At 72.5% G+C, this 23703-nt stretch carries 7 protein-coding genes; all 7 read left to right on the top strand.

Annotation, left to right across the window (positions count from 1 at the left end):
* Positions 1 to 27 precede the first annotated feature (27 nt).
* The 7 genes from C2142_RS31745 to C2142_RS31715 all read left to right on the top strand — a co-directional run bounded on the left by C2142_RS31745 (position 28) and on the right by C2142_RS31715 (position 23622).
* Positions 28 to 354: a hypothetical protein gene (locus C2142_RS31745; protein WP_148646267.1), complete on the top strand. Its 327-nt coding sequence runs from the start codon at positions 28 to 30 to the stop codon at positions 352 to 354.
* A gap of 33 nt (positions 355 to 387) precedes the next feature.
* The gene (locus C2142_RS31740; RefSeq protein WP_148646266.1) at positions 388 to 687 is read left to right on the top strand and encodes a WXG100 family type VII secretion target; all 300 of its coding nucleotides are present in this window, start codon (positions 388 to 390) and stop codon (positions 685 to 687) included.
* Positions 688 to 706: 19 nt separating this feature from the next.
* Positions 707 to 1066, top strand: a complete 360-nt coding sequence (locus C2142_RS31735; protein WP_148646265.1) for a hypothetical protein — start codon at positions 707 to 709, stop codon at positions 1064 to 1066.
* A gap of 91 nt (positions 1067 to 1157) precedes the next feature.
* The gene (locus C2142_RS31730; protein WP_148646264.1) at positions 1158 to 3443 is read left to right on the top strand and encodes a hypothetical protein; all 2286 of its coding nucleotides are present in this window, start codon (positions 1158 to 1160) and stop codon (positions 3441 to 3443) included.
* Positions 3444 to 3582: 139 nt separating this feature from the next.
* The gene (locus C2142_RS31725) at positions 3583 to 4029 is read left to right on the top strand and encodes a YbaB/EbfC family nucleoid-associated protein (RefSeq protein WP_148646263.1); all 447 of its coding nucleotides are present in this window, start codon (positions 3583 to 3585) and stop codon (positions 4027 to 4029) included.
* The gene (locus C2142_RS31720) at positions 4022 to 4321 is read left to right on the top strand and encodes a hypothetical protein (protein WP_148646262.1); all 300 of its coding nucleotides are present in this window, start codon (positions 4022 to 4024) and stop codon (positions 4319 to 4321) included. The genes C2142_RS31725 and C2142_RS31720 overlap by 8 nt, the downstream gene beginning before the upstream one ends.
* Before the next feature lie 77 nt (positions 4322 to 4398).
* Positions 4399 to 23622, top strand: coding sequence for a protein-glutamine glutaminase family protein (locus C2142_RS31715; protein WP_241003310.1), 19224 nt, complete (start codon positions 4399 to 4401; stop codon positions 23620 to 23622).
* Positions 23623 to 23703 lie beyond the last annotated feature (81 nt).

Here is a 23703-nt window from a genome sequence, read left to right as displayed (position 1 = left end):
CGTGAGCAGAAGGAAGGAGCACCAGCGATGTCCACCCCGCCCATGTTGGTCAAGGAAGACGAGGCGATCCGCCAGGTCCTCGCGAGCCTGGAGACGCAGATCGAGAACATGGTGACCGCCGGCCGCACGGTCGAGCGGATCAAGGAGGAGGTCGCCGCCGGCTACATCTCCGGGGCGAGCAGCACCTTCCAGGCGAAGATCGACGACTGGATGCAGCGGTACAACACGGTCATCGGGGCCTTCGAGCACTTCGTCCAGAGCACCCAGGGTGCGAACCAGATCCTCAGCCAGGCCGAGGAGGACGCCAGGATGCACGCCGCCGACGGCATCTACGACGGGCTCCAGGGCGCCTGACGGCCCGCTGGAAGAATCGAGAGGAGTACACCGATGCAGTTCGGAAACATCCAGCTTCACCACGAGACGGTGGCCCAGGCGGTCCAGGAGCTCCAGAAGGCCGGGTCCATGATGTCGGGCAATCTCGACACCCTGGTCAAGCAGTTGAGCAACGTGATCGACGGCGGCCACTTCCAGGGCGCGGCGGCCACCGCGTTCGAGGAGTTCGCCCGGGTGGTGTCCAACAACGAGCGCCAGATGGACGAGGACATCGCCGCCGCGGCCAGGAAGCTCAACACCATGCACGAGATCATGCAGCAGTCGGACTCGGACGCCTCGAAGGGGTTCCACTAGCAGCGGGGGGTGACCGCGCATGAGCAGCGAAACCATCAAGGTCTCGCTCCCCGGCCTGGAGGCGTTCGCGGCGAAGCTGTTCGAGTTCGCGGTGGAGGTGAACAGCTACAAGGCTGATCAGAGCAACACTCCGCCGCTGCTCCCCGGGAGCGACTCGTTCGCTCCGGCCGTTTCGTTGAAGAAGGCCTACGAGGAGTACCGGACGAGCGTCATCGGAGCCGTCGGCAAGCTCCACGGCGACATCGACCTCCTGAGGATGGATCTGCTGAGGGCAGGTCGCAAGCTCGGTGACGGGGAGCACGACTCCCTCACGGAGGCGCAGATGCTGGACATCCTCAAGGACCTGATGGGCGGTACGGGCTCGACCACGACCGTCTGAGGATTCACCGACGGCCGGGCGAGGTTGAGAGCCCGCCCGGCCCGTTGCTGTGAAGCCGCCCCGACCCGCTCCGACTCACCGGGATGAAACCATGGCAGAAGCGCCTTCGAAGTCGTACCCCTGGGAAACCATGATCAGGGCCTTCGCGGGCTCCGACCACACCAGCATCACGGACCGCGATGCCGTGACGGCCCAGAAGTGGATCACCGGCCACAAGCTCACGACGGCTCCGAAGGCCACCAACGACCTGCGGAAGGTCAAGGGCACGGTCGGTAGCGAGGACGTCGCGGGCTACGACATGTGGGCCGAGTGGGTCTACCCCACCAAGGGAGGAGCAACCGAGTACAGCACCCTCCTCGGCGTCACCTGCAACTGGCCGTTCTGGGACGAACCGACTGCGGGGGCCACGTACAGCGCCTTCGGCAGCTTCAGGCGGAACGCGGACCTCGTCCTGGGCCCGCTGCTGTGGGGCAACGTCCTCGCCAACGACAAGACGAGCGAGAAGAGTTTCACCACGGCGGCCACGAGTATCAGGACCCTCGACAAATGGATCGCGGACCAGCGGGCGAAGATCCAGGCGTGGGCCGACTCCGTCGACGGTGCGGGCAGTGAATTCCAGGGCAGCGCGGCCGGCCGGTTCAAGGAGATCCTGGTCGGGCTGAGGGGCGAGTTCGAGGAGCTCCACATCCGGCTCGGCGGGGACGGCGAAGTCATCGCGCAGCAGATCGAAAAGGCTCGTGACGGGCTGCACGGCGCGGTGGCGAGCCTCTACATGGACGGCTACACCGCCTGGGGAGGCAAGCCCACGTACGAGGGCACCGGCAGCTGGGTACTCCAGGAGGAAACGCACCCGGATGTCCCGGAATCGTGGCTCTGGCCGCACGCCTGCATACGGTACGCGTTCTCCGTGGGGGTCGCCCAGGTGATACCCACCCTCAATGCCAATTACGAGGCCGACTTCGCACTTGCTCTCGGTGTCGCGAAAGGCAGTACCGCCAAGACCGGCGTACTCGTGCCGCCCACGGACATGGCGGGTGACGGCTTCATCGACTGGCTGGAGAGGACGGCCGTCGACAAGTGGAAAAGCTGGATCGTGGAAAAGCTCGACTCGGCGGCAGACAAGGCGAATTCGGCCCTGACCCCGCTCTACAACACCACGAGCGGTTACCTCGGGACCTTCACCGCACCGACGATGACGCTGCCGACCGAGCATCCGCCCAAGACCGGCCCGGACGCCCCGCCCGGGACCGGAGGCGACGGATCGAGTGGCGGCAAGGGCCCGGATCTCGGTGGCGGGGACAAGGGAGGGGGTCTCCCCCCGCCGCCGAAGGCCGACATCGGGCCGCCGCCCCCCGCGAAGGGCGATCTCAGCGGCATCGGCGGCGGCACCGGCGGGATCGGCGGTGGCAACGGTCAGTCGCCGCTCCTCGGCAAGGACGGCAAGCCGCTGCTGGGCAAGGACGGCAAGCCCCTGACCGTGCCGCCCGGCACCAAGGTCAACGACAAGGGCGAGCTGATCGGGCCCGACGGCAAGCCCCTGCTGGGCTCCGACGGGAAGCCCCGGCACGTGCCGGCGGGTACCACCATCGGGCAGCCGACGTCGACCGGGAGCGTCTTCAGGGTCCCGGTCGGGTCGAAGATGAACGCCGACGGCACGGTGACCGGGCCGGACGGCGCCAAGCTGCGCGACGCGAACGGGAACCCGGTCGTGCTGGGCAAGAACTCGACCATCGACAAGGACGGCATCGTCCGGGACGCGGCCGGGCGGCCCGTGTCGCCGCTGGAACAGTTGCTGTCGGACGAGGAGCAGGCGCTCGCCTCGCGCGGCGGCGTGGCCACCGGCGGCTCGACCGGGGGTGTGTTCATGGGTGGCGGCGGCGGGACGGGCGGATACACCGGTCCGCCCCTCTCGTGGGGCGGGCTGGGCGAGACGTTCGGGACGGGCGGTACGAGCGGACTGCGTGGCACCGGCACCGGGACCGACCTGTTCGGCGAATCGTCGGGCGGCGGTCCGGGACTTCGGACGAGCGGCGGCATCGCGGCCGCGGGTCCGCCGTCGCTGGGGGTCGGCGGCAAGATGGCCACCACCCTGGGCGTCGCCAAGGGCGCCGCCGCGATGGCCGAGGAGACGGCCGCGCAGCGCAGCGCCTCCGCCCAGCGGGCCGCGGCGGCCACCGCCGCGGAGGAGGCCGAGCTGATGGGCCGCCGGGTCGCCACGACCGGCGGAGCGGGCGCACCCATGATGCCGCCGCCGGGCGGCGCCGGCGGCGCGGCCGGCCAGGGCGAGAAGGAACGGCAGCGCACCACCTGGCTGGCCGAGGACGAGGAGGTCTGGGGCACCGACGCCGGTGGCGTGACCGGGGTCATCGGCCGCTGAGCGGTTTCCCGCGACCGGCCGAACCTCCGGGCCGCGTCCGTCCGTAGAACGGAACGGACAGCCCACAAGCCGGCGTGTTCCGGGTCCTGCCCCCGTGGGGCCCGGAACACGTCACGGGAAAGAGACGGAGGTGCCGGCGATGTCGTTCTCGTACGCCGAGCAGATCGAACAGGCGATGGCCACCCTGGCCGAGCAACAGGCGCGGATGGCCGCGACGGCCAAGGAGTTGGAGGCGGCCACCGCCTCGGCGACCTCCAAGGACCGGATGGTCACGGCCGTGGTCGGGGCGCAGGGGCAGGTGGTCTCGCTGACCTTCCACACCTCGGCCTACCGCTCGATGGCGCCGGCCGAGCTCGGCCGGGTGCTCACCGAGGTGCTGAACACCGCCCGGGCCGACATCGGCGAGCGGGTGATCGAGGGGATGAGCGCGTTCAGCGGCCTGGGCGAGATGCTGCGCAGCTCGATGACCGGCGGGACCGAACTGGACGACCTGCTGGAGCCGTTGCGTTCGATGCGGCCCGGCCACGCCGACGCGGCCGCGGAGGAGCGTCGCAAGCGCGGGCGGCAGGAGGAGTTCCGTGGCTAAGCAGCTCACCGCCATGTCGGACCTCTACGCGGCGTTCGCCAAGTTCCCCGAGCTGTCGGCCCTCGTCGACCTCATGGGGACGAGGGCCGACGCCATCGACGGGTTCAACCGGGACTCGGCCGGAAACGACGACATCGGGAAGACCTACCACAAGAACGCCGACGCACCCACCCAGATCCTGCACTCGCTGATCAAGGGTGTGCGCAACACGCTCAACAGCGCGGGAACGAGCGGACAGCACGCGGCCGCCCTGTTCGACAACGCCAACGAGGACGCCAACAGCGTGGTCTGACGCGCGCCGCCCGTCCGGCACCGGCCGCCGCCGTAGCCCCGACCCACGAACCGCCAGGAGTACCGACCGTGTCGATCATGTTGCCCCCGGGGCTGGCCAAGGTGTTCTCCCTCGTGAGCGGCATGAAGTGGCCCGAGGCCAACGAGGACGACCTCCGCACGGCCGGTGACGACTACCTGGCGATCGGGAATGACATGCCCGAGCTGCGCGGTTACATCGTCGAGTTGATCAAGAGCTGCAAGAGGGAGTTCGAGGGGGAGGCCGCCGACCAGTTCGAGGCGCGGATGCTCCAGCTCATCGGGGGGGTCGAGGGGAACGACGGGGTCGACTACCTCAAGGCGGCGGAGGCGTCGGCGAAGGAACTCGGCGAGTTCGCCCACAAGGTGGCCAACCAGGTCGAGTACACGAAGTGGATGATCATCGGCCAGCTCATCCAGCTGCTCGCCCAGATCGCCTGGGCGATCGCCAACATCCCGCTCACCTTCGGCGCCTCGCTCGCGACGATCTTCGCCGCCCGGGAGGCGGCGGCGCAGATCATCAAGCAGGTCTTCCTCTGGCTGCTCAGGCAGATCGCGCTGCACGAGTTCCTCAGCGTCACCACCGGCCTGATGCTCGACGTGATCATCCAGGGCATCCAGATCGGCAAGGGGCACCGGAAGGAGTGGGACGGCGAGGCCACGCTCCAGACGCTCAAGTTCGCGGCGATCAACGGCCTCATCGCCGGGCCGCTGGAACTGCTCACCTTCGGCTTCGGCAAGCTCTTCGGGAAGCTGTTCGGCGGGAGCATCGGCAACCTGCTGAGGGCCGACCTCAAGGGCCTCACCAAGGGGCTGGGCGGTGCGGCCGGGAACGTGGCGAAGAACGACGTCAAGGCCCTGGCGGGCGGCGTCCTGAAGGGAGACCTCAAGGCTGCGGCAGGGGGCGCGCTCAAGGGCGACCTCAAGGCGGCGGTCGGGAGCACGGTCAAGAAGGAGGCCGGGGCCGCGGCGGCGGGCGCCGCCAAGGGGGCGACGAAGACCGTCGGCGGGAAGGCAGCCGGCGCCGAGGCGAAGGCCGCCACCGGAAAGGCCGTCGCCGCGGAGACCGGCGCCGCGGTGGCCAAGGACGCCGAGAAGAAGCTTTCGAACGCCGAGAAGTTCACCCAGGAGATGGGCAGGAGCTTCGAGGAGAGCCTCTCGAAGCTGGGCATCGGCAAGGAGGTCGCCAACCAGGCCGGCCAGAACTTCGCCAAGACGCTGGCCACCAACGGTGCCCGCTACGCCGTGGACCAGCAGACCGTCCGAAAGCTCCTGGACACCGTCCTCAAGGGGGCATCGAAGGAGGAGCAGAAGGTCATCAGCGAGCTGGCCCAGCGCACCATGAACCTCGCGAGCGGCCTGCGTGCCCAGACCGGACTCCAGCTCCTCTACAAGCTCGGCGAGGGCATCGGCATGTACGTCAAGGGCGGCGTGCAGAACATCCTCACCGAGGGCACGTACAACGCGATCTACAGTGAGGACCACGAGTTCCACGTCACCTGGGAGAGCTTCGTCGCCGGAGTCTCGATGGGGGCGATCACCCACTTCGGGCACGAGATCACCGCACCGCTCCAGCTCAAGTTCCAGAACAAGGTGCAGAAGTGGGACGCCAAGTCCGCCGCCACCAGCGACGACCCGTACTACGGCCCGTTCCACACCCGCACCCTGCTGGCGCTGGCCGCGAACCTGAGCGGCCACCCGACGTCGCTGTGGATCCCCCGGCCGATGGGTCCCAAGGCCCGCGCGGCGCTGGGCCTCGACACACCGACGCCCGTCGGCACGGAGTCGTCCGGCAAGCCGTCGGTCGGTTCGGCGCACGAGCCGAAGCCAGGGGCGGAGACGTCGCAGCCCAGGACGTCCTCGGAAGGCAACACCGACGCGTCCCACACCTCGGAGCGGGCGCACACCGGGAACAAGGACCAGCCGGGGAAGTCCCGCGCCGGGGAGGAGGACCAGGACATCCCCGTCCAGGTCCGGACCGCCACCGAGGGCGGCGGCAACGGATCCGGTCCGACCCGGAGGCACGAGACCGACACTCCGGAGCCGTCGGCACCCAGGCACGACCAGACCGCTTCGGTGCCTGAGCAGCCTCGGTCGTCGGTGGGTCGTGAGAGGCCTGAGCCGGTTCCGGTGCCTGAGCAGCCCCGGTCGTCGGTGGGTCGTGAGAGGCCTGAGCCCGTTCCGGTGCCCGAGCAGCCCCGGTCGTCGGTGGGTCGTGACAGGTCTGAGCCCGTTCCGGTGCCCGAGCAGCCCCGGTCGTCGGCGGGTCGTGAGAGGCCTGAGCCCGTTCCGGTGCCCGAGCAGCCTCGGTCGTCGGCGGGTCGTGAGAGGCCTGAGCCGGTTCCGGTGCCTGAGCAGCCCCGGTCGTCGGTGGGTCGTGAGAGGCCTGAGCCCGTTCCGGTGCCTGAGCAGCCTCGGTCGTCGGTGGGTCGTGACAGGTCTGAGCCTGTTCCAGTGCCTGAGCAGCCCCGGTCGTCGGTGGGTCACCAGGGATCCGATGCTGCGGTGGACCACGGGCCGGCCGGGCCGCCCCTCGGTCACGAGAAGTCCCAGCCCGCCGCGGGGGCGGGCAGCACGTCGTCGCACCGCGGCGAGGACCACGACGGGGCCGACGCGCAGCGGTCGGAGGACGAGCTGGCGTACCTGGAGAGCGACGAGTCCGGCACCCCGGAGTACTACGGCCAACCCCTGGAATCGGGTGCGCGGGCAGGCTGGTTCATCGGCCGCGAAGAAGCGTACTCGCGCGTGGCCGGCACGCTCAGGCTCCTCCCGGTCAGTGAGTCCCACTACCGGGTGGTGATGCACACCGACGCGAACGGGGGCCCGACGCAGAACGGGCAGCCGATGAGGCCGGAAGTCATGGCCGATCTGGTGCGCGGGCTGGAGCAGAACGGGCACCTGCCCCCGGGCCGGCGCACCGTCGAGTTCGTCGCGTGCGACTTCGGCAGGGCTTCTTCCACCTACGTCCAAGAGGTGATGGACCGCGTCTGGGCCAACCCGAGGCTGCGGGACATCAGGGCTGTGGCGGCCGACGGTCCGGTGTGGGTGGCACCGGGGGTCGAGCCGGGTGGCCGGATCAGGACGGAGGCCGGGTCCGGTCACGTCGTCGTCGCGTCGAAGGTCGGCTTCGACCCGACCGGCAGGCCGGTGGTCGAGGGCGGCGGGAGCTGGCGCGAGTACGTCAGCCCGCTGTCCGCGGAGGGCCTGGTCCGGCAGGCGGGCGACCGGCCGCCGGTGCACGAGTACGCCTCGGACCTCCCGGTCGATTACACGGCCGGGACGGTCACGCGGGACATGAAGGAGGCCGTCGCCTTCGGCACCGACCCGAAGGCGCGGTTCCCGCAGGAGCAGGGACGGGCCCGTGACGACAACGGGGAGACGCTCACGGACAACGCCGGCGACTCCCAGCGGGAGGCCCACCCCGGCGAGCTGACGGGCGAAGGCACGATGAGGCCCGGCGACGGGCCGTCCGCGGACCACACCGCCGCCGGGGCCGCCTACCGCCTCACCCCCGCGCCCGAGCACGCCCGCGCCGACGCGGCCGACCCGCGGCACGAACAGTGGGAGCAGGCGCAGCGCGACCTCCAGGACACCTACGACGCCAAGCTCGCCGAGGCGGCGGAGAAGCAGCAGCAGGACCCGGACGGCAGCGGCCGGCCCCATGACACCGAGGCCGAGGAGGCGCTGGGCAAGTCCCTCGCCGAGGGGCCCGTCCGCTTCCCCGAGGACGCCCCGGCGGATCTGCCCGTGCTGGTCCGGCAGCGGGCGCGGGACCTGATGTACGCGGAGCTGGAGGCCCGCCCGGAGGAGCGCGCGCAGATCCTGGCCGGCCTGGACGGGATCACCCAGCTGGCCTCCGTGCGCGAGGCGGCGGTCCGGGTGGCCATGCAGCGCTTCGAGCACACGGTGACCGAGTGGAGCGCACCGCCGCGCGTGCTGGGCGAGGGCGACGGCGGTGCGGCGCGGCACCGGCCCGCCGAACTCCCGGCCGCGACAGTCGACCTGATACGTCGTGAGGCGTCCGCCGAGTTCCGGACCCGGGCCGAGGAGCAGATCACCCGGATCTACGCCACGGCCGAGCACCTGACGGCCGCGAGCAACGCCGAGGCGGCGCGCACCCTCGACCGGATGGCCGAGCACCTGAGCGGCGAACTCGACCACCGGGCCGGCCGGGAGCTGCTGCTCGACCGGGCCGACCGGATCGTCGACCGGGCGGACGGTGGCTGGTTCGACCGCATCGACGCGGCCGACCGGGAGCTGCTGGCTTCCGCCGGAGTGACCGAACGGCCCGAGCTCTCCCCCGACAGCCTGACCCTGATCAGGGAGTCGCTGCGTGAGCGGCTCACCGCCGAGTTCGACAGCACGGCCGGGCCGGTCGACGGCGCCGCCGGGCCCCGCCGGGACCGCCGCACCGCCGCCGACCTGCTGGCGCAGACGCTGGCCGGCCACGCCGAGGCCCTGCCGCACGAGTTCGCCGTCCAGGCGGCCCGCGAGGCGGTGATCCGCCGGGCGGCCGAGGAGACCGAGAAGGCGGCCGACAGCTGGGCCGGGAGCGAGGGGAACGGCGAGCGGGCCCGCAGCCTGGGCGTCACCGAGCACGACGTCCAGCGGGCCAGGGCCACGGTGGGCCGCGAGGTGGCGGAGGCACTCGACCGGCGGCTCGTGGAGCACCTGAACCGCCCCGACCGGAACGAGCCGGACCCGGCCCTCGCCGAGGACCTCGCCGGACTCACCGCCACGGCCGGCCTGCACGACCGGCTGAGCCACCAGGGTGCTCGCCTCGCCGTCATCCGGTCGGCCGAAGAGGCCGCCCGGCAGGCCGCCGGGAAGCACGGCGGCGGCCTGTCCGCGGACTCCGCCGACCGCGTCCGGACGGGGCACTCCGACCGGATCGGGGAGGCCTTCGACCGGGCGTTCCGCACCCCGGCCGACCTGGCCGGCCCCGAGGCCGCCGGCCGGCACGAGCAGTGGCTCGCCGAACACGGGCGCCTCACCGACGAACTGCCCGACCGCGTGCGCTTCGAGGCCGAGGTCATGCCCGCGCTGCGCGACGCCGCCGAGGGATACCAGGAGCTCGCCGCCCGGCACACCCTCAGCGAGGAACTGGTCAACTCCCTGCGGCGCGACTACGGCGACGACTTCTTCGAGCAGTACCGCGAGCTCTGGGGCCCGGCGGGCCTGGACGGCGCGGGCTGGCGGCGGCACCAGGCCGCCCACGAGGACGTGTTCGGCCGCGCGCCGGAGCGGGAGTCCGGCGAGGCGGGGCAGCGCGCCGGCGACGCGGCCGACGAGATCGCCCTCGCCCTCACCCTCCGCGAACCGCCCCGGACCGGCCTCGAAACCCCGGACGGTCCCGGCCGCCCCGGCAGGACAGCGAACCGCCCCGAGGCCGCCGCCGACGAGGTGGCGCCCCGTACCGAGGACGGCCCGCAGACCGACGAGGTGGCCCCACGTACCGAGGACGGCCCGCAGACCGGCGAGGTGGCGCCCGCCGCCCCGCCGCGGTCCGACGCGCCCGCCGACCAGGCGGCCGCCACCCACCGGGAAGTCGCCCAGGAAGCCGTCCAGGCAGTCACCGGGCCGCAGAACCCGGGCGACCGCACCCCCGCCCGGCCGGACACGTCCGCCCCCGACACCCCCGAACTCGCCCTCTCCCGGGTCAACCAGGTGCTGGGCGGGCCCGAGGCCATGAGGGGCCTGCAGATGTCCTCCGGCCGGTACGTCGGCCTGGACGAGCCGGGCCACAACATGCTGGCCGACGTCCGCGGCCTGGCCGACCGGCTGACCGGCCTCGGCCTGCTCGACCCCGGCACCAAGGCCGGTCTCGACGCGCTGCACGACAAGGAGCTCGCCAAGCCGAAGTCCAGGCGACCCGTCCCCGAGTGGCAGACCAAGCTGCCCGTCGGCCACGCCCGCCGGCTGCGCGCCGGCGAACTCGACCTGGTGGAGCCCGTGGTGACGGCGGCGGCCGGCTACCTCGGCCCCGTCCTGCGGCCGGACCACGCGAGCGGACTGGGCGTGCGGATCGAACGCGAGGTCGGCCCCGGGGCGCCGAACGAGCGGGCGGACGTCCGGGCACTCGCCGAGCACCTGCGCGGCCGGGGCCGGCTCGGCACCGACGCGTTCGAGCGGCTGGCCGACCACCTGGACGGCCGGCCCACCCCCGAGGGCACGGACCCGCTCGGGCCGCTGCACGACGCCGCGCTGACGCTGCGCGCCGACCACCTGGCCGGGCGGCTGGACCTGCCCGCGCCGGACGGCGGCCACCGGCTGGTCGCGGCCATGGGGGAGCCGGGCCTGAGGATGACCTGGAGGGTGTCCGGTGCCAACCCGCCGCACCCCGCCAGCGACTTCAACCTCTGGGCGACCGGAGCCAGGGACGACGCACCGCCGCTGGCCGAGAGCACCACGCTCAACTGCTGGGAATCGGTCATGCTGGTGGCCCACCACGCGGGTCTGCTGCCCAAGGAGTGGATCCGCGAGACCTACCGGGGCTTCGGGGACACCGCGTGGGACGCGCACCTGCGCGACCGGCTGCTCCCGCTCGGCAGGACCTCGTACGACTCCGGCGCCGGCCCGCTGCCCCGCGCCGGCGACGTCGTCGTCTTCCGCAACGACCTCAGTCACGTGGCCCTGGCCACCGGCCGGACCGAGGACGGTGCCCCGCTGGTGCTCAGCTTCGGCGTCGGTGTGGACGGGAAGGCCTCGGCCGACGAGGTCGCCCTGCTGACCGTCGACGACGTCCTGCTCAGCCAGGCCGAGTTCGGCCCCGGCCCGTGGTTCCAGGAGCACGAGTCCGCCCAGGATCGCGACGTCGCCCCGCGGCTCACGCCCACCGAGCCGGTGGAGACGGCGGTCCGTACGCCGGAGCCGGACTCCCCGGCGCCGCGGATGACGCCGAACGGGACGCCGCGCTTCGTCGTGCGGTCGGGTTTCGAGGCGCGCAGGTTCGAACACGACGGTGGACCGGTGACGGATCTGACGGTCCGGGTGGCGTTCCGGGACAGCGGCCGGGCGCACGACACCGCGGACGTGTGGAGCAAGGCGGTCCGTGGGGTGGAGGAGCACCTCAACGCGCCCGAGTACCGGCTGGCCAACGGTGACCGGCTGCACGTGACGGTGGTGCGTGCCGGGGCGGACGAGCGGCCGCACCTGACGGTGGACCTGGTGGGCCGGGACCGGGGCATGGACCAGCGGTCGTGGTGGCCGGACGCCGAGCCGGTGGACTACGCGCACGAGTTGGGGCACCAGCTCGGACTGCGCGACGAGTACCGCACCACTGAGCTGTCGCACCGGCCGGACGTCAAGGGCAGTCTGTTCGGCGACTACCGCGAGCCGGCTCCGGGTGGCCTGCGGCAGGGTGGTCTGCGCGACCGGCACCTCGACCTGATCTCGGCCGTGGTCGGCCACCTGGACACCCCGGCGACCGCCGGGTCGCACCCCGGCACCTGGGAGGCGGCCCGCACGGCGGCGACCCCGCACGAGCGCAGCCACGTCTGGGTGGACCCGGTCTCCGTTCCGCGGACGGGTGCCGGCGAGGCCGCCCCGCCGGTGCCGCGGAACCCGGAGCCCCCGACCCAGCACCAGGTCACCGCGGGCCACCAGCAGGCCTGGATCCCGACGCCGGTCAACGATGCCACCGTCGAGTCGGTGGCGCGCGGTCTGATGGCGCACCTGGCCGTTGCGACGCCGGACCGGGACGCGATCGCGGTGCTCATCAGCGCTCTCGGCACGGAGCGCGCGCACTTCGACCGGCTGGTGATCCGGTTCGCCGAGGAGAACGCGGGGCAGGACGTGGTGCCGCTGCTGCACGCAGCGGCACAGCACGGGCCCCTGGGCCTCCTCACGGCGGACCTCGTACCGGCACTGTTCGGCCGTGCGGACGTCCGTCCGCCCGCGGACCTCGCCATGATGCTCCGGCATCCGCAGGACCTGGCACGGGCCGGGCAGATCCGGACGGCGCTCCGCGACGGCAGCCTCGACGACCTGCTGGGCGTGATCAGCCCGCTGCGGCAGGACCTCCGGACGCTGTGGCGGGTGATCGACATCTACGAGCGGGGAACCGGCCGTCCGCTCCTGGAGGAGGTCCGGACCAGGTACCCCGAGGCGGGCGACCTGACCTCCTACCTGATGGGCGGAGGGGTACTGGAGCGTCAGGTCGTCGATCACGCGGAGGTCATGGGCCTCTTCCACGACATGCAGAACCTCCGTTACGAGGACACGACCGAAGGGAGCCAGCAGGTCCCCTTCGACTTCCCCGACGACGGCTGCTTCAACAGGGCGCACCTGATGGCCGTCCGGCTCACCGAACTCGGTGTCGCGAGCCAGAAGGTCTTCGTCCGGTACCAGACGGCGCCGGACACGCCCGGTCTGGCGGTCGCCTCCATGAACGCGGCGGACGCCACCGCGAACGCGGCGGGAACGGTCAGGTGGGACTGGCACGTTGCCGTGGTCGTCGATGTCGACGTCAACGGGGACGGCGGACGGCACGCGATGGTCCTCGATCCCTCGATGGCCGATCGGCCGCTGCTGGTGGACCACTGGATCGCCGGCATGGGCGTGCGCGTCGGCACCTCGATGGACATCGGCTCCTCACACGCGGACGTGACCTCACAACTGACCGGGTTCCGGAACAACACCGCTCTGGAGACCGACCCGCTCGGATACCCCATCGGCGTGGCGACCCACCACACCACCGAGCGCCACACGTACTACCTGGCCGCGTCCAGCGGCAGCGGTCAGCCCGACGGCGCGAGCCTGGAAGCCTCCGAGCGCCACTTCCGGGACAAGGAGGTGGACGGCACCGACGACCGCCGGATCAACGGCCTGATGCGGTCCTTCGACCGGTTGCTCGCGCAGCCCACCGGCAGCGGACAGACCTGGTCGGCCGAGGACCACCCGGTCGAGCTGTTCTCGCCGGTGCGGGTGCCGCCGGACGGTGACTGCCTCTACCACGCCGTCAACACCGTGCTGTTCCCGGGTGTCCCCGACGCGCTCGCACTGCGTACCCGGGTCCTCGACTGGGTGCTGGAGAACGACAACCTCCTCGCGGTCACCACGTTCGCGGCGGAGCACGGGACGACGATCAACGATCTGGCCCTCACCATCGGCCTCACCGGCAACTGGAACACCGCGGCCGGGGACCTCGCCCCGAGGGTGGTGGCCTCGGCCCTGGGCGTGCGGCTGCACATCCACCAGAACGGGGCGCAGACTCACGTCCTGGAACCGCTCAACGGCCAGCAGGCCACCCGGGACGTCCACCTCGCGCTTGCCGGGGACCACTACTCCGCGTTCGTCCCCGACCGGCCCGCCGAGGCGGAGGGCGGACTGAAGCGGCCCCACGAGGACGGCGGCGACGACAACGGGACGGACCAGGGGGGCTCGGCCGGCAAGAGGGCCCGACCGCTCGAAGAAGTCGCCCCGCGGCTCACGCCCACCGAGGCGGTGGAGACGGTGGTCCGTACGCCGGAGCCGGATTCTCCGGTGGTGGACTCCCTGACGCCCCGGAGCAGCTTCGACCGGACGCCGCGCTTCGTCGTGCGGTCGGGTTTCGAGGCGCGGCGGTTCGAGCACGACGGTGGACCGGTGACGGATCTGACGGTCCGGGTGGCTCTCCGTGAGGGCGGTGGGCACGACGCGGGTTCGGTGTGGGGCAAGGCCGTCCGTGGCGTGGAGGAGTACCTGAACGCGCCCGGCTACCGGCTGGCCAACGGCGACCGGCTGCACGTCACGGTGGTGCGTGCCGGGGCGGACGAGCGGCCGCACCTGACGGTGGACCTGGTGGGCCGCGACCGGGGCATGGACCAGCGGTCGTGGTGGCCGGACGCCGAGCCGGTCGACTACGCGCACGAGTTGGGGCACCAGCTCGGACTGCGCGACGAGTACCGCACCACTGACCTGTCGCACCGGCCGGACGTCAAGGGCAGCCTGTTCGGTGACTACCGGTCGCCGGCTCCGGACGGGCTGCGTCAGGGCGGTCTGCGGGACCGTCATCTCCAGCTGATCTCGTCCGTGGTGGGTCATGTGGAGGCCCCGCACGTGACCGGGAGGCACGACCTGACCTTTGACCAGGCCCGGGCCGGGGCGCCGTCGCACGAGCGCAGCCACACCTGGGTCGACCCGGTCTCCGATCCCCTGAAGCAGGCGGCGCAGGCCGTTGCGCGGCCTGCCGAACCGCCCGTCGTGGTCCCGCAGATGTTCGGTACGCAGAGCGCTTCCGGTGTCTCTCACCCCGAGCGTTGGCTGATCCAGCAGCCCGGCTACGCGTCCGGCGACCAGTTCGGCATCTCGGTCGCCCTGCTCCACGACCGGAACGGGCACGTCCTGATCGCCCGCGGCCCGCAGCCGGGGGCGGCGGGATACGTGGAGGGCCGGGACAAGTCCGAGGAGATCGCGGCGTTCTACAGGTCCACCGGGATCGGCGGCGACCGGATCCGCTTCGTGGATGCCCCGGGGCTGGACAAGAAGACTGTCTGGAGCGCCCTGAACCACGAGGCCAAGCGGATCGCGAAGGAGGAGTGGCACGTCCCGAAGCGCAGTGCCGACATCCGGGACGTCACCGCGGGCACCGACCACGTCGCCGCCCACTTCTCACCGACGCTGCGGGAGACGGTTCGCGAGGCCTGGGGGCTGACGGACAGGTACGACCCGCAGATCAGGTCGTGGCTGGAGGGCCGCGGGATCGCCCTGCCGGTCCCCACCGGGCGGAAGGTGCTGGTGCTCTGGTCGCGCTTCACCGGGAAAGCCGCCGACTGGTCCACCCTGCGCGGCCGGATGGAGCACGACACCAGCTTCCAGGGCGTGCGGCAGATTCTGCGTGACGTCGCCCGCGAGTACGACGCGGTCGTCATCACCGGGGACCCCCACCCCCGGGCGGAGAGGGACGGCAAGTGGGAGCAGCTGGTCGCCGAGATGAGTTCCGAGCTGAGCCACGCCAACATCCACCAGATCACCGGCTTCTGGCGGGACGCCGGACCGGAGGTCACCTCCTGGACGGGGAACGACAGGACCGGGCAGCTCCGGCTGTACGACTACCTGAACCGCCTTTACGGCGTGGACCACCTCGGGTTCCGGTCCGGCAACCTGGAGGCCGCGGCCCTGGTCGGTCATCGCGTCACGTACCTGGAGGACTTCGGCGCCACCGGATCGGACCGGATGGCGAGGTGGCACCGGAGAACCGATGTTCCGGATGCCATCACCACCGCGATGGGAGGCATGGCGCCGGGCTACGAGCGGGCGCTCGTCTCCACGCCGCCCACCGCGTCGGGCCGGCACTCCAAGCAGTTCGAGCGCGCTTGGGCCCGCGACAACTACCAGCCGCCGTCGGTGGACGCCATGTGGCGCAAGCCCGTCGAGGTCTACAGCCAGGAGCGCGGCTTCGGGCTGAACGACCTGGACGTCATTCGCAGGCGCCTGAACCTGCCGGCCGTCGACCGCGCCGCGGGCCGGGAGGCGTTCTTCGCCGACCGCGTCGAGCACCTCCAACGCCGGTACCAGGCTCTGCTCGGCAACGTGGCGAACTTCACGTACGGCAGTGCCGCGATGAACTCGTTCCGGTCCTGGAACGACCACGACTTCACGACCAGGCCGAAGCCGGGACGGGCCGAGGCCTTCTACAACAGGCTCGTCGCAGAGAGGCTGCCCGGCCTGCCGGCCATGTGGACCGAATACCGGCGCCTCGCCGTCGAGGCGTACTACCAGCAGTTCCAACAGCACGAGCCGATGGACATCAGCGAGGTCGCCCCTCCGGCGCCGCCACGGACCGACCCCTCGGGCCTGACGGAGTCGCCCGGCGCCGCGTCCTCCTCCTCGGCAGCGCCAGGTCATCTCGCCGCGCCTCCGGGTGCGGTTCCGTCGAACGTCGCCCGGGAGCGCTACGGCCTGTCCGACGGCGACTCGGGCAGGTTCCAGCAGACCGGGCAGGATCACGGTGCGGTGGTCAACGCCCGGCCGCCGGGCGACCTGGCCGGCTCCGGCGACGCGCCGGGCCCGCACCCGGTGGTGGATCCGCGCCCCGCGGCCGACCAGCAGCTCCAGCCGGCCGTGCCCCCGGCGCCGCCGGTGCCCCTCGCACCCGCGCGGTTCGGCGAGCACCGGCTCGGCGCCTCCGACGTCCTGGTCAGCCTCCGCCACGACGAGGCGGCCGTCTTCCGGCAGCTCACCGAGCACTTCACCGCCGCGCTTCCCGGGGAGCGGGCCGCCGCGCAGACGCTGGCGGAGAGCCTGTTCGGCGGCGAGGTGCTACGGCCGCTGCTCTCGGTGCTGTCCCGCGGGGACGTCCGGGAGGTGCCGTTCTCGGCCGGCAGTTGGTCCGGCACGATCCGGATCACGGCCACCGTCGGCACCAGCGTGCACCGCCGGACGATCGAGAACTTCGAGTTCGAGTACGGCTCGGAGCAGCAGACCACCGTCGGCGTCACCGCGGACGGACTGTGGCAGGCGAACCTGGGCCTCCAGGTGAAGGGCAAGTTCGGCAGCGGCGGGGACCTCACCGAGACCCTCGGCTACCAGCAGGGGTGGATGACCGGCACGAGCACGGCCGACGCCGGCCGGACGCTCGCCCGGGGGAAGACCAGCGAGACCGCGGCCGTGTTCGAGACCGGGTTCCGCGTCGGCGTGGAGTTCGCGGAGGCGCACTACCGCGGCGTCCCGCGGCCGGTGGCGGTCACCGAACCCGTCCACCTCGACCTGACCGGGGAGGTCGCCGTGCCGCTCCGGGAGACCGGAAACGCGCCGACCGGGCTCGACCTGCACTTCGCCGTCCCGCACGGGATCGCCGAGCACCGGCGCCTCGCCGGCTCGCACATCGTGACCGACGTGTGGGCGCTCGACCGCCCGGTCGTTCCGGCGGCTCCGGCCGCCGTCCCGGCACGGGAGGGCGCCGGCGGCATCGAGCTCGTCCCCGTCGGCGAGGGCGCGGGCTCCGCCCCGGCTCCGACCGCCGGGCTGACCACCGGGCCGGCCCTGACCGGCATGGCCAAGGTGGTGGCCGGGTTCGAGCACGACGCCGCCGGGTACTTCGGCGACCGGTGGCCCGAGCTGAAGGCGAAGCTGCTCGACGAGATCGACCTCGGCACCCTGCACCAGGACCTCAAGGCGCTGATGTCCGGCCAGGAGCTGACCGTCACGCTGGACAGCCTCACCGGCCCCACCGCCGTGGTCACCCTCCGGCGGGCGACCGTCAGCAGGATGCAGCAGGTGGCCAATCTGCCGTCCACCGAGTTCAACATCGGCACCGGGACGGCCCGTGCGCACGTCGAGCAGGTCACCGGCAGCAAGGAGTGGCAGACGCTGCCGTCCAGCGTGGGCAACGGGACCGGCAAGAGCTGGTCCGCCGGGCTCGGGGTGGCCGGCCGGGCCGGCCGGGACCACGTCGAGCTGCGCGGCAGCGGTGACGAGCTGTCGCTCTCCACCAAGGTCAAGTCGCCGGCCGTGGCCTTCGAGGGCGAGGCGCGGATCGAGGTCCGCTTCGGCTGGCAGAGCCGGCTGGACCGGCCCGCGGACGCGACGTTCGACACCACCGTGGGCTTCCGCAGCGTGATCGACCGGGACGATGCGGTGCCGGTGCCGATCACCGTCGACCCGCAGACACAGGAACGCTCGCAGCCGCCCGCCTTCACGCTCGCGTCCGAGTTCACGCCCCCGCAGCCCACCCCGCACCTGCTCGACACCAGCGTCCCCGGGCCGCCCGACGGGGTCTGGCCGGGCCCCGGGCACACCGGCCTGCCCGACGGCACGACCGTCCGCGACCTGCGCGACATCGCACCGCTGCACCGGCGGCTCGACGAGATCGGCCGGGCGCAGCTCGGCGAGCGCGGCTGGCAGGCGGTCCGGGCGGACGTCCTCCAGAGCTTCTCGCACGCCGCCGTCAGCGCCCACCTGGTCGCGATGACCCGCGGCTCCGGGCTGCGCACCCCGGAGGTGACCCTCGGCCCGCTGAAGGGCCTGCACATGACGCTCACCGCCGAGGTGGTCCGGATGGCCCACCGGCGCGGGCAGGACTCGGCGGACCTCAACCCCGTCCGGGAGGGCGGCACCGTCGAGTCCCGGCGCTACCTGCGCTCCGACACCACGAGCGGGCAGATCCAGGGTGGCGGCAAGGCGGTGACGCAGGTCCGCGACCACGCGCTCGACGCCGAGGGCAAGCCGTTCAAGGACGGCTTCCAGGGCGGGGCGACGGTCAGCCGCGAGGTGCGCAGCCGGGACGGCTGGCGGGGCGGCACGTCGACGAAGAGCTACGCCAGCGGCAAGTACCGCAGCCCGCAGGAGCTGTACGACACCGAGGTGCGGCTCGACCTGACCGTGAACGGCGTCCGGGACGCCGGCGATCCGGTCCGGATCGCCGCCGAACTGAGCCTGGAACGCGTCCACACCGCCCCCCGGCTGGTCGGCGCGGACGACCTCCACGGCTTCACCGGCCCGGCCCGTACGGATCACCCGGCCCCACCGGTGGCGCAGCCGCCGCTCGGTCCGGAGGTGGGCCGCAACCGGCTCGGCCAGTCCGACGTGGTGCTCAGCTTCGGAGCCGGCGACACCGCCGTGCTGCGGCGGGTGGAGGGGGCACTCGGGCAGCTCGGGGCGGTGCCGGCGCAGCTGTCGGCCCGGCTGGCCCGGCAGCTCGACCCGATCGCCCTCAAGGCCGCGCTGTCCGGGCTGAGCCGGGGCGGGGCGATCCGGATCCCGGTCGACCACGGCAACTGGACGGGCACGGTGGTGGTCACGGCCGCGCTGAGCGGGCTCCGGCACCGCGAGTCCGTGCCGGGGTTCGAGTTCGAGCTGGGCAGCCAGCAGCGCGGCACGACCGGGTTCACCTGGGACCGGCGCACCCGGCACCGGATCCGCGTCCAGCTCCGCGGCACCCTGCCGCACGTCACCGTCAGCGGCGAGTACGCGCACACCCACGACTCCCTGCAGGGGCTGACCGTCGACCGCACCGGCGGTACCGGCAGCCGCGGCAAGAGCGTCGAGGAGGCCGACGTGCTCGCCGGCTCCGCGGACTTCACGGTCACCTTCGAGCCGGGCCGGTGGAGCCGCCGGCTGCCGCCGATCACCGAGCCGATCACCGTGCCGGTCGTGGTCGCGACGCCGCACCGCGAGGCCGTCCCGCCCGCGCCGGCGGTCCGGCTGCCCGGTCACCGGCTCGGCTCCTCGGACATCGTCACCCGGGTCTACCGCAGCGACGGCACGCGCGAGGACGGGACGGTCCACCAGGTCGTCGCGGACCTCGCGCCCACCGCCCGGGCCTTCCTGGGCAGGGACTGGCCGGGCGTGGCCGAGAAGCTCGCCGCCGAGCTGGGCTTCGACCGGCTGCACACCCAGCTCAAGTCGCTGACGTCCGGCCACCCCATCGACGTGCGGCACGGCCGCACCACGGCCCGGATCACCGCCGAGGTCGGCCCGCTGACCCGGACCGGCGAGGCCCCGCAGGTCGAGTTCAACATCGGCAGCAGCGCCCAGACCTCGCTCACCAGCTCCGACGGCGGCACCAACACCGGGGGCGGCCACGGCGACTCGCTCAGCCTCGGCGCCCTCGCCACCACCGACCCGCTGGGGGCGGGTGCCGCCGTCGTCGGCGGTGGAAACCTCACCGTCGCCCGCGGTGTCGACCGCATGGAGCACCGGAGCGACGTCACTGTCGCCGGAACGGCCGTCAAGACCAAACTCGCCGCCGACGCCTACCAGGCCGAGGTGCGGATCAGGGTCAGGTTCGAGCAGCGGCCGGTGATCCGGCTCTTCGGGCGGGATCACGACGCCATCCGCCCCGACACGGCGGCGCGCGAGCAGATGTTCCGCACCGAGGACCGCCTGCGGGCGGCGGACGACGCCGCGCGGCCGCAGTCCCCGGAGGGTCCGGTCACCCCCGCGCCGGCGTCGCCGTTCCAGGCCGTCACCCGTCGGCTGGTCAGGGCCGGGGACGTCCTGCTGAGCCAGGGCTCGTACCGGCGGGTGGAGGCGCAGGCCGTGATCCACGCGGACGTGCTCACGGAGACCGGCCGGGCCGAGCCCGTCCCGTCGACCGACCTCACCGCCGGGCCGCTGCGCCCGCTCCCGCCCGCCGTCCCCGTGAGCCCGGCAGCGGTGCGCCGGCCGCCCGCCGCGCTGTTCACCGAGGGCCCGCGCGGAGGCGACGTCCTGCGCTGGCTCGGCGACAGCTCGGGTGTCCAGGACCTGCTGGGCGCGTACGGCGAGCGGTTCTTCGGGCATCGGACCTGGGGGTGGCTGGAGCACGTCGCCCGCGACAGCTACAGCCACGCACAGCTCTCCTCCCTCTTCGGATCCGTCGCCCGCGGCCGCCACGTCCCGGCGCCCGAGGCCGGCGCCCCGGTGGGTGACGCCGGCGCGCCGGCGCACGAACCGCGCGACGTCGTGCTGCCCGACGGCCGGGCCATCACCACCCCGTCCGTCGGCAACCGCCTGTTCGTCGCCGACGCCGGGATCAGCGCCACGGTCTCCATCGTCCAGCTCGAACACCGGGGCGACAGCTCGCGGGCCAACCTCAGCCCGGCCAACGACTCCACCGGCGGCGGGCGGAGCACCCGGCTGGACTGGCGGCAGTGGAACCTCCAGGGGCAGCTCGGCGCCCAGGCGGGCGCCAAGGGCGCCGCCGAGGTCACCACCAGTGCCCTGTTCGGCGGCGGTCACCGCCACCGCGAGGGGCCGGCGGCCGGCACCACCGGAAAGACCGTCGCCGGTGCCAAGTTCCCCACCGAGATGGCCCGCTACACCGGCTACGCGTCGGTCGAACTGACCTTCCGCGACGGCAGCACGACCCGGACCGAACGCGGACTGGTCCCGATCGAGATGGAGATCCCGCACAGCGAGACCACTGAACTGGCATCGGCGAGCAACCAGCGGGTGCTCTTCTCGCCCCTCCACCCCGAGGGCGAGACGATCAGCCGCGGCTCCACCGCCGAAGCGGTCGCCTCGGCGCTCGCCGCCCCCGTCTCCCCGGGCATCCACTGGCTGGCCGACCCGGCCGAGCGACAGCTGTCCGGCGACCGGAGCATCCTGCCGACCCTTCAGCAACTTCCGCACGAGGCGGAGTACTTCACCATCGCCTACCACGGCGACCCGGCGAACGGCGCTCCTGCCTGGCTCGACCGCCCGCTGCCGCCTGCCCAGGCGGCGCAGGCGCTCATCAGGCTGGCGGCGAGTGGTCAGTGGCAGGGAGAGCCGCTGCGCTTCTTCGCCTGCAACTCCGGCCGGGGCGGAGCCGATTCGTACGCCGGTCAGGTCCTGGCCGAGGTCGGCGCGGCGATCGCGGCCCGGCGCACCCTCGCCGAGCACCTCGGCGAGACCCTGGACCCGAGCCTTCAGCAGCTCCTCCCGCTGCGCGCCTACGCCCCGTCGGACAACGTCTCCGTCATTCCCGGTGACCGCGCCCGGCTGGTGGTCGCCGGCCGTGCGGGGTACGACGCCAACGGTGTCCCCCGGGTGGAGGCCCCGGGTACCTGGCACCTCCTGGAGGTGGCGGCGGACGGCACGATCCGGGTCACCGACCACGGCCAGGAGCTGACCGTCCCCGCGGGCACGGACCGGATTGCCGAGGTCACCGAGCAGGCGCCGCTCGACCCGGACCGGCCGCCACTGGTGGTGCTCGGGGACAAGGACAACGGGGCCGAGGAGAAGGCCGGGTTGCCCGCCGCGACACTCCACGTCATGGAGCAGCTGGGCGCACCGAACAAGACGGAGAAGGAAGCCACCGAGGTCGTCCCCAGCGACGCAGAGCTGATCAGGCCGCTGACCGAGACCATTCTTCCGAGCCCGCACTCCGGCATGACCTTCGCCGTCGGGCACCTGCGCATCGTGGGGAAGGACAAGGACGGCAACCCCTACGAGTGGACATCCCCCCGGCACAACAACGGCACCGTCCAGATGCACGGGATCAATTCGCGCGAGGCGATCGACGCGCGGAGGGAAGAGCCGGTCGACCGGGCGCTCGAGAACGCGCTCAGGGCGGGGAAGGGCTACGAGAGCGCGGACAAGTGGCGGGCGCAGAAGGTCCAGGACGTGCTCGACTCCGTGGTGGAGGCTCAGCGGGCAGCGGCCGTGAAGCTGACCGAGGTGGCCACGTCGTTGTCCACGGTGATCGAGAGCAAGAAGGACTGGGCCGGCAACGGCGAGGCATGGGCGAAGGCGGACAAGCTCATCAGGCTTGCGGGGCCGCAGGCCGAGGCCGCGCTGAACGCGGCCCAGCGGGCGCGGGACGAGATCAAAGAACACAAGGAACGCGAAGAGGGAACGGACACGTCGCTCTGGAGCAGAGCCGCGTCAGCAGGCTCGTACCACAACGAGGCCAACACACTGCTCGGTGAGGTCAAGGAGGCCTTCCAGAAATTGCGGGTCGCTCAGGGGGAGAGGAAACCGGAGGCGGAGCTCGGCCCCCTGTCCGAGTCGCTGGCGGGGCCCCTCACGAAGCTCGTCGCGAAGCTGCGGGTCTACGCGGACAGTGAGAGGAGGCTGGCTCAGGACCTCAAGCAGGCCAGCGACAAGGACACCTTCGGATACCAGAGGAAGGACGCCGAAGTCAGTGTGCTGAACGCGGCCTACGCGAAGATGAATGCGTGGGGCTTCGGCGCGAAGAACTCCGGTGTGACCGGTACGTTCGTGGTCCTCTCCACCAAGGGCACCTGCGACAGTTGCAAGTTCGTCGTCGGGGACTTCAAGAACAGCTACCCCGGCATTCGGATCATGGCGGCCTATCTGGAGGACGGGAACGTCTCGAACTCCCGCGATCTGACGTGGAAGGGAGCGAAGATCGAGGTCGGCCTCCGGTACGGGTACGACGACGTGAACGGGACGATCGACGTCAGGGTCGACGGAAAGAATCAGACCATCGCGCACAAGACGATCTACTCTCCCCCCGGCCCGGCCGATCGGAACACCAGGTCGGTCGAGCCGCCGAAGCCGGCGTGGGGCAGGCCCGCGGCGGCGACCGGGGCCTCGGGCAACGCACAGCTCCAGTCCCAGTCGTCGCAGTCGCAGCCGTCGGCGGGGGGCACGCCTGCGTCGCAGCCTCAGCAGGGAATCCAGCCGCGGGGCAGTAGCAATGCCACACGCGGAGGTCATAACAGCGGCCCGGGGAGGCCGGGCACGGACGCCAGGCAGCCCGGCGGCGGCACCAACCCCACCGCACCGCCCGAGCAGCGCCCGCCGGACGGCGGTCCGGGTGGTGACCGGGGAGGTCGTGGCGGTGCTAACCCGCCCAGCCGGGGTGGTCGCGGCGGCGGCAACCCGCCGGGCCGGGGTGGTCGCGGTGGTGGCCGGGGCAGGGGCAACCCCTGACCCCGCGGACGGCGCCCGACCCCCAGGACAGCAGCGGGCCCCGGCCGCGTGGCGGCCGGGGCCCGGGGAGCGGGCGGCCCG

It is taken from the genome of Streptomyces sp. CB01881 (genome assembly GCF_002953255.1).
Lineage (GTDB): Bacteria > Actinomycetota > Actinomycetes > Streptomycetales > Streptomycetaceae > Kitasatospora.
The sequence above is the reverse complement of the archived record's forward strand: the minus strand, read 5'-3'. Positions and strand labels throughout refer to the sequence as shown.